The organism is Clostridium sp. HGF2 (genome assembly GCF_964240115.1).
GTDB classification, from domain to species: domain Bacteria; phylum Bacillota_I; class Bacilli_A; order Erysipelotrichales; family Erysipelotrichaceae; genus Clostridium_AQ; species Clostridium_AQ innocuum.
Map to the genome: position 1 here is coordinate 32,706 of NZ_CAXSSO010000019.1, position 12,794 is coordinate 45,499.

At 42.7% G+C, this 12,794-nt stretch carries 8 protein-coding genes and 1 tRNA gene; 8 read left to right on the forward strand and 1 reads right to left on the reverse strand.

What is annotated here, in order from left to right:
- The first annotated feature begins 40 nt into the window (after window positions 1-40).
- Complete coding sequence (locus ACESPQ_RS20480; protein ID WP_373144856.1) at window positions 41-4,276, forward strand: DUF7601 domain-containing protein; 4,236 nt, start codon at window positions 41-43, stop codon at window positions 4,274-4,276.
- Between the two features lie 378 nt (window positions 4,277-4,654).
- Here the strand turns inward: ACESPQ_RS20480 and ACESPQ_RS20485 are convergent, their stop codons facing one another.
- Window positions 4,655-5,074 carry a DUF1893 domain-containing protein gene (locus tag ACESPQ_RS20485; RefSeq protein WP_002608555.1) on the reverse strand — a complete coding sequence of 140 codons (420 nt, stop codon included), beginning with the start codon at window positions 5,072-5,074 and terminating at the stop codon, window positions 4,655-4,657.
- A gap of 202 nt (window positions 5,075-5,276) precedes the next feature.
- Here ACESPQ_RS20485 and hpf point away from each other — a divergent pair, with 202 nt between their 5' ends.
- The 7 genes from hpf (at window position 5,277) to ACESPQ_RS20520 (ending at window position 12,716) form a co-directional block, all read left to right on the forward strand.
- Window positions 5,277-5,813 carry a ribosome hibernation-promoting factor, HPF/YfiA family gene (hpf, locus tag ACESPQ_RS20490; RefSeq protein ID WP_002608556.1) on the forward strand — a complete coding sequence of 179 codons (537 nt, stop codon included), beginning with the start codon at window positions 5,277-5,279 and terminating at the stop codon, window positions 5,811-5,813.
- Window positions 5,814-6,285: 472 nt separating this feature from the next.
- Window positions 6,286-6,519, forward strand: coding sequence for a helix-turn-helix domain-containing protein (locus ACESPQ_RS20495; RefSeq protein ID WP_109771549.1), 234 nt, complete (start codon window positions 6,286-6,288; stop codon window positions 6,517-6,519).
- On the forward strand, window positions 6,435-7,160 hold the full coding sequence (locus ACESPQ_RS20500; RefSeq protein WP_181952870.1) for a hypothetical protein: 726 nt from the start codon (window positions 6,435-6,437) through the stop codon (window positions 7,158-7,160). The genes ACESPQ_RS20495 and ACESPQ_RS20500 overlap by 85 nt, the downstream gene beginning before the upstream one ends.
- Entirely contained in the window at window positions 7,153-8,844 is a 1,692-nt protein-coding gene (locus ACESPQ_RS20505) for an ABC transporter ATP-binding protein (protein ID WP_257338022.1), read from the forward strand. The genes ACESPQ_RS20500 and ACESPQ_RS20505 overlap by 8 nt, the downstream gene beginning before the upstream one ends.
- A 107-nt stretch (window positions 8,845-8,951) precedes the next feature.
- Window positions 8,952-9,028: transfer RNA gene (locus ACESPQ_RS20510), tRNA-Arg, on the forward strand.
- 332 nt (window positions 9,029-9,360) lie between these two features.
- Entirely contained in the window at window positions 9,361-10,641 is a 1,281-nt protein-coding gene (locus ACESPQ_RS20515; RefSeq protein ID WP_242409918.1) for a GGDEF domain-containing protein, read from the forward strand.
- 491 nt (window positions 10,642-11,132) lie between these two features.
- Window positions 11,133-12,716 (forward strand): sensor domain-containing diguanylate cyclase, encoded by a 1,584-nt coding sequence (locus ACESPQ_RS20520; protein WP_109771538.1) that lies wholly within the window; start codon window positions 11,133-11,135, stop codon window positions 12,714-12,716.
- Window positions 12,717-12,794: the final 78 nt, after the last annotated feature.

Consider the following 12,794-nt stretch of genomic DNA (forward strand, 5'->3'; position numbering starts at 1 on the left):
TGAAAATGGCGGGATAAGGGATTTCAGGAGGATGATGGTTATGGTTAGAGGTATGAAACGTCTGATGGCATTTTTCGTAGTATTTACACTTTTGTTTCAAATGACAGATATGCCGCTGCATGCGGAAAACAGCAGGGATGTCAGTGCTTTACTGACAGTTAAGGAAGCGTATATTGAACAAAATCATAAGGATGTTGTGGAAAACAGCATGTTGACAGATACCGATCCGGTATCTGTATCTGTTAATTTTAAGGTGCCCGTTTTAGGAGACGGATTGACAGAAGAGGATTCTTATGTAAGAAAAGGAGATACTGCTGTAATTGAGCTTGCAACGAAGTATAAGCTGGCAGATACAGCTTCTCCAAGCTTTGCTCTGACAAGAAAGGTTGAGGAAAACGGCAGCAGCAGAGAAGTTAAAATCGGATCGCTTCGCATTGTTACAGACACGGATGCGAATAAAGTATATGCCCATATCGTTTTTGACGGTGATGATGAGGTGTTTGATGGACAGCCCATAGCCGGGGGAGGCGCCTGGTCAAATGTCAATTGTAAATTCTCAACAACTCTGGAATATAACGGTACAGGAGATGGCGCCACGCCTGGAGAACATGCTGTAACCATTTTGGGAAAAAGCTTTTCTGTAAAGGTGCCGGAACCGCCTGTTATTATGACTATGGAAAAAAGCGGAGCTGTTGAAGGAAAGTTTGTCAGCTGGAAGGTCAAAATAGATGCGCAACAGGCAGGAGCAGCTGCAGATTTTGGCGGCTATGTATTTCAGGATAATCTGAAAAGCGTTGGAAGCTATGTGGACAGATCCTTTAAAATCGGAACGGCAGAGGATGGCAGTGATGCTGTAGAAAGAGAGGTTTCCTATGAAGCTTCACTGCTGCAGCACACATTTCCGGAATCGGCAAAAGGGATTTGCTATGTGTTTTTCAAAACGGAAATCCCGGATGCAATTTATTATGCAAACAGCGAAAAAACGATAAGAAATACCGCTGTCATCCTAAAGGATGAGGGGCAGGTCAGTACATCCAGTGCCAGTGTGAACTATGATGGAACCTGGATAAAAAAGGAATTGAATGGAATTAACCATAAGGATGGAACGATATCATGGACGATTACAGCAAATCAGCCTGCTGCATCGTTAACGAATGCAGTCATTACGGACAAGCTGGATAGTAAATTGAACTGGCAGTCTGCAGCTTTGGAAATATATAATGGAACCTCCTGGGACGCAGGATCTGCTTCTTTTTCCAATGAACCGGCGGATGGAAAATATGAAATTGGTACTATAAATGCCAAGGTTCGACTGACAATCACGGCACAGCTCAAGGATAAATCGGAAATAGAGCATACCGTGGTATCGGTAAATAATCAAGCAACACTCAGCTGGGAAGGGAATACAGGAGTTGGCAGCAATTCTGTCTACAGCAGCATCGGATTCAATCCAATCACCAAGACGAAAGGAGCCTATGATGCGTCTGCACATACGGCGACCTGGAATGTGAACGTGGAGCAGTCCGATGTGAATGATGATTTACGTGTGCTGGAGCTGCTTGTGTATGATGCATCCTTTACCTGGGATGATGCTTATGAAATCACAGACAATACTGGAGCAGACTTAACGACAGTAAGCAAAGAGGTTGTAAAGAGCTTGACTCCCAGCTGTAATCAGCGGTATGTAAAGGATTCCTTTGCTACGGAAGCTGACAGTGCTGCTGTTCCTACACTTCATCATATCAAAAAGAATGGTACGGTGATTGCGGATGTTCTGGTCGTCACAGGGACAGATGTTAACGGGCTGGCTGTGGATAAACATAATCAGAGCTTCTCTTATAAATCACAGGTTACCAATCCGAATATTTATTTAAGTAATGATAATCAGAGCGGAAACAGTGTGAAAAATACAGCTTTTCTTTATAGTGGCAATAAACTTGTGAATCAGGCAAATGCAACTGTCAGCTGTCCGAATACCATACTGTTAAAGGATGCTTTGACAGCTGTGGATGGTGCAAAGGATTTGACGAATGCTGACAATGTTAATAAACAGGCCTCAGCTGCTGATAAGCTGTATAATTATAAAGATGGCTCTGCTGTTTTTCGCCTTCAGGTCAATGCAAGCGATTTGAAGGATATGACCAATGATGTAACAACTGTCGACGGCGAACAACTGGGAGATGTTACCGTGAAGGATATCCTTCCGAAGGGATGGGAGTTTCAGAATATCATAGCGGATAAAAAGTTTTTGATATATGAAGGGGTATCCGCGAACGGAAAGGTTACGGCGAAAACACTTGTTGAACCGGATTATATTACCAGTGATTTCACGAAAGCAGGAGAAGCTGCATTCACCTTTTCCTCATTGCAGAAGCCATATGTGATCCTGTTGAAGGCAGGACCGAATGAGCAGACGGCAAAGGGATATTTCGATAAGAATCAAAAGATTAGTCTTGAGAATGCTGCTTCCCTGACCGCAGAGCATATGACTGCGGAAAAGCATGTAAAGCAAAGCATACAGATAAAAAGCACCACAATATCCAAAACAAAGCAGCGACCTGACAATGGAATTCTGCAATGGAAAATCACCTACAATCCCTATATGCAGAAATATGGGAATGCGCTTATTCAGGATACCTTGTCTGAGGGAATCGAGCTGCGGATGAAATCTGATGGAGCTCTGGATATGGATGAACAAAACATAGCCATACAAGAGCTGGATATGGAAGCAGACGGTACCCTGAAGGCAGGGAAACCACTGAAGGATACAGCAAAATACATACGATATAATCCTGTAAACAGATCCTTGTATTTTACAATCCCTGATGAACAGAAAGTCTATCAGCTGATTTATCTGACCGATATAACAGGGGATTATCAAAGTACGCTATCCAATCACGCTATCCTTGCTTCCGGTCATACAGAAGAATCCGGAGTTACCGTGAATGACCAGGTTTATCGCTCAGATGCCCAATCTACAATGCAGCGCAGCGGCTGGCTGGAAATCACCAAGGTCAATGAGAAAAATATTCCTTTGGAAGGAGCGGAATTTACCGTATTCAGTAAGGAAAATGATGCTGTCATTCGAAAGGGAGTCACCCCGGTGAGTGGTGTTTTGACAATCCGGGGTCTGCCGATTGGAAGCTATTATATGAAAGAGACAAAAGCACCTGATAATTACCTGCTGTCACCGGTTGTTTATCAGATTGAGGTCATAAAGGAAGATGTATCCGTTCTTACAAAGATCAATGGAAGTAAAAACACGCTAACCCTGGTCAATACACAGGAGGGAACGAGCGGTGATTTAAAGATACGCAAGGAGCTGAAAGGAAATGATACTGATTCTGATTTGGAATTCAAATTCAGAATTCAGGCAGGTAAGCTAAACAAGGAAGTAGCCTATCTTGGAGAGGGAGGAAAAAAAGACGGCACGCTTGTCTTTACGGATGGTAAAGCGGAATTTACCTTATGCGGAGGGCAGAGTATACAGCTGGTGAATCTGCCAAAGGATACAGATTATACGATTGAGGAACAGGAATATCAGGAATTGGGGTATCAGATTGAAAAACAGAATGATAAAGGAACGATCAAAGCAGACGTGCTGCAGGAAGCGGTCTTTACCAATATTCGAAACAAGGTGTTATCGCCTGTATATTATCAGATGAATGTACATATTTCATTAGATGGACAAAAGCCGCAGAACGGGCAGTTCCGGTTTCAGCTGAAGGATGAGATGGGGGTAGTGCTGCAGACAGTGAAAAATGATGGCGGTGTGATTAAATTAAAGGAATTGAAATTCAGCAGTCCGGGTGTTTACACCTATCAAATTACACAGATGACCAATGCTGTGGATACGATTCGATACGATGAGGGCTTGTACACCGTTATCATCACCGTCATTGAGAAGGATGGTCTTCTTACAGTGGAGAGTGTTGTATGGGAAAAGGACGGGAAATCCTACGAATCAGATACACCGCTGTTTTCAAATACGACATCACAGGAGGAAACACCACAACAGCCGATTGCACCGGATGAATCACAGGAAGATGCAACATTGGATACAGAAGAGAAGGAAACACTTCCTGAGAAAGAGCCGGTAAAGACAAAGGAGCAGCAAACAGGGGATAAGAACAAAGGAGCAGTAAAGCATGAAAAGAAAAAGGCGACAGCTGAAACCTATGACAGCACGCATATGACATTATGGCTTTTGACTGCTTCTGTATCTTTTGCCTTGCTGGAAATCATCAAACTGTATGGGATGCGGAAAAAAAGCTAGATTATATCCTGCAACCACACGAACTATCACCAGCATCAAAAAAGAGGAAACTATGATACGGAATCAATCAACGCTGTTATAGTATTTAGATTGATGATTTCCACAGAGGAACGACGCAGCAATCTGCATATGACTGCTGCAAAATGATATAATTTAGATTCATGCATCTGAAACGAGCGATTGCAGTAGCTTCGGGAATGAAATGGATATGGTTATTCAGCGTTTCCTGCTTCAATGAAGCAGCAGACACCTCTCTTATAAAGGAAAACAGAGTATATGTCTGATGATGTAATCTTTACGGAAATATAAAAAAAGGGAGATTCTTCTGTTGATGTAAATCAACGGATGCGATATCTCCCTTTCCTTCCTGTTTGAATATTATACGTGCTGCTCTGCTTTCATGCTTTTCACCTTTGCATTAAGCAATCGCTGCGCAGCTGCCGGATCATTCACATCCATAACACACGCTTCCATCGGACACATACCGGTTTTGGTACGGTTGATGATATAGGGAACCTGTTCGTCATAGGTTACTGGTATGTTGTACAGCTGGAAAATTTCCAGAGCATGCGTGGAAATGACACAGGCATGTACCTGATGTACATCTCCGCGGACCATTAACAGCGCTGCTGCTTTGCCAATAACTTTGTCAACCAGCTGGGCACCCTGCAGATGTCCCTGATCCAGCAAATGCAGGATGGGAAGGATGCCGTTCGCATGTTCCTTGTACAGCCGCTGCTTCTGCAATACGACACAGGTAAGCTCCTCCGCTTTCAGAATTCTAATGAGTTCATCCATGATTTTCTCCTTTTGTTGTAAAAAAACAGGTCATTTTCCTTGCTTTTTCAATAAAATCGTGAAAATGAAACTGTATGAAAAAAGACGATATGCATCATCGCCCTTACAATACTAGTCTATCACAAATCCATGGAAAATGTAAGCCTGTTAAATCTAATTTTTTTGCGTATAATAAAGGTATACAAACAAGGAGGGATTTTATATGAAAGTCCAGATCTACGGAAAAAACATTACAGTAACTCCAGCGATTGCTGAAAAAATCGAGAAGAAATTAAACCATCTCGAAAAGTATTTCATAATTGATGAAAACGTAGTCGCTAATGTGGTGGTGCGGGTGTATCCGAATAAACAGAAAATCGAGGTTACGATCCCTACAAAATTTGCAGTATTGCGTGCAGAGGTTGTACAGGACGATTTATATGCAGCTATCGATTTGGCGATTGATAAATTAGAGGATCAGATTCGTCGTCAGAAAACAAGACTGACAAGAAAAAATAAAGAGAAACTGGCATATGCGTTCATTGAAGAAGAGGAAATTGAGGAAGAATTTGACGATACCGATAATGAACTGGTTCGTACAAAATCACTGGTTCCGGATACCATGGAGCTGGATGAGGCAATCATGCGTATGGAAATGCTGAACCACAGCTTCTTCATTTACCGTGATGATGAAACCAAGGAAATTGCGGTTGTCTATAAGCGTCATGACGGCGGTTACGGATTGATTGAAACAGAATAATAGAAATCAAAAGGCGATGTGCTACAGGCGCATCGCCTGTTTCTATGCTGAAGGAGATTATACACATAATTCACTATTGTATCACAATGTATTTCACACGATGAGGCTTTCAATTGTAAACGTACCGGATCAGCGAGTGAGATGCTGATGGTGTTATCATTATCACTGGTCTGCGGTATTCATGGGAGGAACCGCTACCTACAGCTTTAAGAAAGAGACAATTACACGATAGAGAAAGTGTGTAACACATATTATGTACAGCGGATAGGGTAGATGTGAGCTCTGCATAAATCGATTGATAAGCTATGATACGCAACAAAAATATAAAATTAAGATGTAAGCCGGCTTTGACAGTTTGTGATAATGTTAACTCTTTTGCAACTTCGGGTTGATTTCATCCACTTTCTATCCATTGTTATCAACTGGCATTTTATTTATAATGGGAATGTAGAAAGGTTGTGATCATATGGAGATGACGCTTGGAGGCAGAATTCAGACACTGCGAAAGCAAAGAGGAATTACACAGGAGGAGCTGGCCAAGGCTATGCAGGTATCGACACAGGCAGTATCCAAATGCACCAAAGGCGCGCAGAGCGGGAATGCGGTGGAACACCGGATGCCATGCTGTTACCGCGGCTGGCAGATTATTTCAATGTTTCAGTTGATTATTTGTTTGGAAGAGGAAAACAGGAGCCGGAAAGACTAAGTGATCTTGTCTTTCAGAAGCTGAAGGGGCTAAAGCGAAGCAAGCAGCTGGAGCTTGCGTTTGAAATCTGCTATATGATGGAAAATGCAATCGGTAAGATTCCGCATCATGAGGCACTTCCCAATCAGGAAAACTTTATGATGCAGGAGGGCGCAGACCCCCTGCTGTATCAGGTTTTGCATGATGATGTATATTCCTGCATGCGTCTGAATGAGGAATTTCATTATTTTTTATATGTACCGCAGCCGTCCTGTGGTTTTTTACATGCACTTCCCGCACAGGAGGAATTCGAGGAGCTTCTGGCCTTTTTGAATAAACCGCATTGCTTTGCGATGCTGTATCAGCTATCAAAATGTCCGCAGGGAAGAGGCTTTCAGGTAAAAGGGCTTGCGAAAAAGCTGAGCATTGAAGAAGCCGATGCCGCACAGATTTTACAAGATTTAAAAAAACGGCAGATTGTTCATGAAATTCAGCTTGAGAAGGAAAAGGGCTTGGAGCCGATTTATGTACTCAGTGAAAAGCCGGGCTTTCTGCCCATGCTGCTGTTTATGGCCGCCTACATACAGTCAGGTATATTATACGGATACTTCGCCATGGATCGTGAGCTGCCTATATTGAATGGGGAGGTGTCTCATGAATAGCATCAAATCTGCGGTATACAAAAAGAATCGGCTGAATTTTATCCTTGCCTTGCTGGGCTCGATTGGCAATGCAGGGATTGCTGTAGGGGTTGCCTTTTTACTGCGTGAATTTGTTGATATATCAATCAGCGGATCCATGGATGCTCTTTACCGTATGCTCAAAATGTTTGTTCTGCTTTTGCTTGCAATGGTGCTTGTGGATGTCATCAGCTTTATATACACCAACCGCTTTATCTGTCGTGGAATGCGTCAGTACAAGCATATACTTTTTAAAGGGCTGCTGCAGCGTAGTATTTCGTCCTTTCAAAAGGAAGCAGTTGCACAATGCATGTCCGCATTGTGCAATGATGCGACGGTGATCGAAAAAAATAATCTCGAGGCGATTTTTGAAATCTGCACGTATGGGATGATGCTTGCTGCAGGTCTTGGCTCTATGCTGTATCTGGACAGCTATTTAACAATCTGTGTGATTCTGGCAAGTATGGTGCCGCTGCTGGTATCTGTATTCTTTTCCGGCGCTTTGCAAAGAGCAGAGTGTTGTACATCGAAGCACCATGTGGACTTCATTGCTCTGCTGAAGGATTTGTTCAGTGGTTTTACGGTAATCAAAAGCTTTCAGGCGGAAGCTGTAGTGCTCGATGCTTTTGAGCAGGAAAATACAGCGCTGGAGAAATCCAAAAAACGTCGCAGGGATCTGATTTCCATACTGATGCTGCTGTCGCAGATATCTGGGTTTCTAGTGAATCTGGTCGTTTTCGGTCTAGGTGCCTGGTTGTGTATCCAAGGCAGAATTACTGCAGGGACGGTGATTGCATTCGTCCAGCTGCTGAATTATATTACACTGCCGATTGAAAAGCTCCCTGCACTGTACTCAAAAAGAAAGGCCAGTGCCGCCCTCATGGAAAAAGGGGAAGCTGTTTTGCATGTGAAGGAGGAATCGCTTCCTGAGAAAACAGTAACAAAGTTTCGGCAGGCTGTAGCACTGGAGCATGTGAGTTTCTCATATGAGGAAGGGAAAAAGGTTTTGTCTGATATCAACATTCGTTTTGAAAAGGGAAAGCGATATGCTGTTGTTGGAGCGAGCGGAAGCGGGAAATCCACTCTGCTGCAGCTGTTGCTGGGATATGATCGAGGCTATGAGGGAAGAATTTTTCTGGATGAAGTAGAGCTCAATGCATTAAGCAGAGAAAGTCTCTATCGTCTGGTATCCATGGTGGAGCAGAATGTTTTTGTATTCAATGCAACACTGCTGGATAATATCACAATGTTTCAAAGCTTTCCTCCGGCAGTCTGTGAACATGCCCTAAAGCGCAGTGGTCTGGATACATTTGTACGTGAAAAGGGTGCCGAGTATCTGTGCGGAGAGAACGGCTGTCTACTATCCGGTGGGGAAAAGCAGCGCATCAGTATAGCACGCGGTTTCATTCGCAATGCACAAATCCTTATGATGGATGAAGCAACGGCGGCACTGGATACTGCAACCGCCCGTTATGTAGAGGAGTCAATCCTGCACCTTGACGATGTAACCGCAATCGTGGTTACCCATAAGCTGCATGCCGATATTCTGAAGCAATACGATGAGATTCTCGTTATGAAGGATGGACGAATTGAGGAAGCAGGAACATTTGAGGAGCTGTATACAAGAAAGGGATGCTTCTATTCCCTGTATCGTCTAAGTGTCTGATATGAAAAAGGATCTCTTATAGAGGTTCTTTCGTGCGTTTTACATAAAAAAGCAAAAAATAGTTGAAATCCGAAAGAAAATTTGCTATTATTATTAGGCGTTGAGATGTCTACATAGCTCAGCTGGATAGAGCACACGCCTTCTAAGCGTGCGGTCGCAGGTTCGAATCCTGCTGTGGACGCCATTCGAAAATACAGGGCTTTCCTTTCATGTTAAGGAAAGCCTTTATTTATTGTAACAGTGTACACAAAGTGCCCCTTGCAGGAGGCATTTATCCTGCTAGGAAAGCGTTCGCGCCTGTAGATGCCCCAATAAAACCTGTTTCTGACAGCATCAAGTTTTTCGAAAATATGAAAACAGCGTGTAAAATTATAAAAAGCATTTATAATAGAAGCATAGCCGATGGGAGAGGATTTCTATGGATAAAAATTATGAAAGCTGTGGAGTCTGGAAGATATACAAGCTGAGATCATGCATGTACGCCTTATCGATTTGAAGCGGGAATATGAGCTGTGTATGATATTATCAGAAAAGGCAAAGCTGTCCAATGACGTTTATGCACTGGCCTTTGCCTATACCTTTATCAGCGATTTTTATCTGGCCTCAAAGAAAAATAAAGATTGCATCCGTTATCTGGAGCGTGCAAGAAAGCTGTGTGAAAGCACGGAATACACTGAGCTTCTAGCCAGAATATACAATTTCTATGGAATGTATTATAATTCGAATTATGAAGAAATCAAAGCCCTGGAGGCATATCTGAAATCAATGGAAGCAGCTGAAAAATGTCAGAATCTGACCCTGATGTTAAGCGCATATAACAATATTGCGACATGCTTTGAATTAAAACGCAATTATACAGAAGCAATTCATTATTATAAAAAATGCTATGAGCTCCTGCAGTCTATGGAAAAAAACAGCGCCTATTCCAAAGCTATCGTGTTATCAAATCTGTGCAACTGTGAGTATAGATTAAAGGACGCTGCAGCATTATGTGCTTACTTTTCCCGCTTTGAAGATCTGGACCGGCAGAGCTTTGAGGAATCGATGAATCTTTTGTATCTTTTCTGTAAGCTGATGTATCTGCGTCTTCATGAAGCTGTATCTGTGCAGGCTGTTATGGAAGAGCTGCTGCAGGCATATCGCGAGTTCTATACCATTATCCTTACGATTGAGGATACCGATATGGAGGATAACAGCAGTGGGCTTACCGCGGCTTTGGAGCTTTACCGTACGAAGGAACGACAGGTATCCCTGGAAAAAGAAAATGAGCAGCTAGAACGGCTCATGAATATCGATGATTTAACCAATATCTATAATCGTCGCTGCTTTAATGAGGATATTACAGCTACTGATTTACAAAAAGAGAAAATTGTGGCAGTGGCGATGCTGGATATTGATTATTTTAAGGAATATAACGATATTTACGGACATCAGATGGGGGATCAGGCATTGGTAAAAATCGGCCGCTGCATGAAGCAGTATGAAAAAAAGGGGGAGATTCAGTTTTATCGGTATGGAGGGGATGAGTTTTCTGCTATTTTCATCGGGCAGTCAGAGGAATCCGTACGGAAAACGATGGCGGCACTTACGCATGATATCCGTGAACAAAAGATTCCCCATAAGGGCTCAAGGACAGCACAGATTTTGACCCTGTCCTTTGGTTATGCGTTCAGCCCACAGGAGCCTGTGGATATGACAGTTCTGATCAGGCAGGCAGATGAACAGCTGTATCAGCATAAAAAGCTGCGTCGACAGCGGTGTAAACATGCAGATGCAGTTACAGGGAACGTACAGTAAACCAATGGAAAAGGAAGCAGAGCGTTAGTGTTATAAATAAAAAATTTAAAGCGATAGCGACGTTTGCTCAATATAAAGGATATAAGTATAAGTACATTTTACAGGAATGGAATATACTCCTGTAAGGGGAAATTTTCTGATATGTCAGATACAGAAGCAGAGACGCTCACATTTGATAGCTGCTTCTGTTTTTTTCTTCTGTCTCAAGGTCTGTACATTTATAACAGAAAAACGATACGTTTCTATTAAGAGTAGACATAACATGTATCTATTCCCATACCATTGAAATGATTTTAAACTGTATGTAAATGCGATACATCCTTAGAAAAGCTACATCTTGTATAAGCAAAGGTAAAAATTTCTTTTCATAATAAGTAGGAACGTTTTTTTTATTTGTGGATTTGTTTCCATGAAAAGAATATAATAAAGATATAACAATAATCGCCGTTAAATATGAATCCGTAAAATTGCAGATGGAAAGGAAGAGGACCATGTATCATGAACATGTAGCTGTAACTGTTTTATCGACCACCTCTGATATACAGGCCTGTCTGGAACAGGGTATTGCCCGTGATCTTATGCATTGCCATATTCAAACATCCGGTGCACATGGTGCCTGGAATAGCAGTGACATCATTCTTTGTGAGCTTTCTCTGTCCAGTCTGCAGCCGATTCGCAGCCGAATGAGGGAGGATGCCTATCTGCTGTATATCTGTGATGCTGATGCTGCTTCCTGTGCGGATTGCTGGGACGTTGCAGATGAGGTGATTTGCCGTCCGCTGTCTATGGAATATCTTGAAAAGCGTATCCGTTGTCTATATGAGTGCTATCGGCAGAAGGAGCGTGCATGGCTGCTGGATACATATCTCAATACCCTCATTGACAGTATGCCGGATCTGGTTTGGTTTAAGGATGAGGAAGGCTCTCATGTCAAGGTAAACAGCGCTTTCTGTCATACGGTGGGAAAAAGCAGAGTGGATATTGAGGGAAAGAATCACTGTGCAGTGTGGGATGTGGATGTTGATGACTGTGCCGAGACAGAGGATATCGTACGACGGGAAAAGAAAACCTGTCAATTCAACGAGCTGGTGAAAAGCCCGCATGGACTGCGGCAGTTTCGCACCTATAAATCGCCATTATTTGATAAACAGAACAGGATTATTGGCAGTGTTGGCATCGGGCATGATATCACCGATTTGGAAAATATGAGTACCGAGCTGGAAATCCTGTTAAACAGTATGCCATTTGCCATCCTCATTCGAGATCAGGCGGGGACTGTGCTTAATGTCAATGATAAATTTACTGAATTTTTTGCTGTATCCAGAGCTTCCATCCTCGATGTAGCATATGATGACTGGTTTTCGTCCCTGCTGAGGGAAGGCAAACAGCTGAAAAAGGAGTCGAATGGAAAGGCGATTCTGACATTTGAGGGGAATCGCAGAATTTTGGAAATCAGCAATGAAACAATTTATGATATATTCAAAAGTCGCGTCGGGGATTTGTGTATCTATCGTGATATGACGGAGGAATACCTTCTTGAACAGCAGTTGAGCAGTAATTCCAATACCGATTATCTGACTGGTCTATACAACCGCAGATATTTTTATGAGTATTATGCCGATTTACGGAAATTTAAGCAGATATCCATATTGTATGTGGATCTGGATTATTTTAAAACGGTGAATGATACCTATGGACATCAGGTAGGTGATGAAGCGCTGCGTATCAGTGCAGAGGTGCTGAAGAAAATGTTTCCAAAGGATCTGATTGCACGTCTGGGCGGTGATGAATTTCTGGTATCCATGACAGCAAGCATGAGTGCGCAGGAGCTGCTGCGGCAGGGGAACCGGCTCATTCATGAGCTGCAGAAGCACTTTGAGAGGAATGCTTATTATATGAATCTGTCGGCCAGTGTCGGAATTTCGTATACTACAGATCCCGTTATGCGTATTGATGATTTGATCCGAGAGAGTGATACGGCTTTGTATAAGGCGAAGCAGCAGGGCAGGTCAAAATGTCAGCTGTATGAACGGGCCGCAAGCAATACGCGATATTTGAAAAAAGCCATCCGCTGAGGCAATGTCATTAAGTTAAAGAAAAATAGATGAGAGACATTTATACAAAAAGTATAGGTGTCTTTTTTATTTAGGCTT

What these genes read in the sequence shown, in the direction of transcription:
- ACESPQ_RS20480 (WP_373144856.1), top strand. Translation starts at nt 41, where the DNA reads ATGGTTAGAGGTATGAAACGTCTGATGGCATTTTTCGTAGTATTTACA.
- ACESPQ_RS20485 (WP_002608555.1), bottom strand. Translation starts at nt 5,074, where the DNA reads ATGGATGAACTCATTAGAATTCTGAAAGCGGAGGAGCTTACCTGTGTC.
- hpf (WP_002608556.1), top strand. Translation starts at nt 5,277, where the DNA reads ATGAAAGTCCAGATCTACGGAAAAAACATTACAGTAACTCCAGCGATT.
- ACESPQ_RS20495 (WP_109771549.1), top strand. Translation starts at nt 6,286, where the DNA reads ATGACGCTTGGAGGCAGAATTCAGACACTGCGAAAGCAAAGAGGAATT.
- ACESPQ_RS20500 (WP_181952870.1), top strand. Translation starts at nt 6,435, where the DNA reads ATGCTGTTACCGCGGCTGGCAGATTATTTCAATGTTTCAGTTGATTAT.
- ACESPQ_RS20505 (WP_257338022.1), top strand. Translation starts at nt 7,153, where the DNA reads ATGAATAGCATCAAATCTGCGGTATACAAAAAGAATCGGCTGAATTTT.
- ACESPQ_RS20515 (WP_242409918.1), top strand. Translation starts at nt 9,361, where the DNA reads ATGATATTATCAGAAAAGGCAAAGCTGTCCAATGACGTTTATGCACTG.
- ACESPQ_RS20520 (WP_109771538.1), top strand. Translation starts at nt 11,133, where the DNA reads ATGTATCATGAACATGTAGCTGTAACTGTTTTATCGACCACCTCTGAT.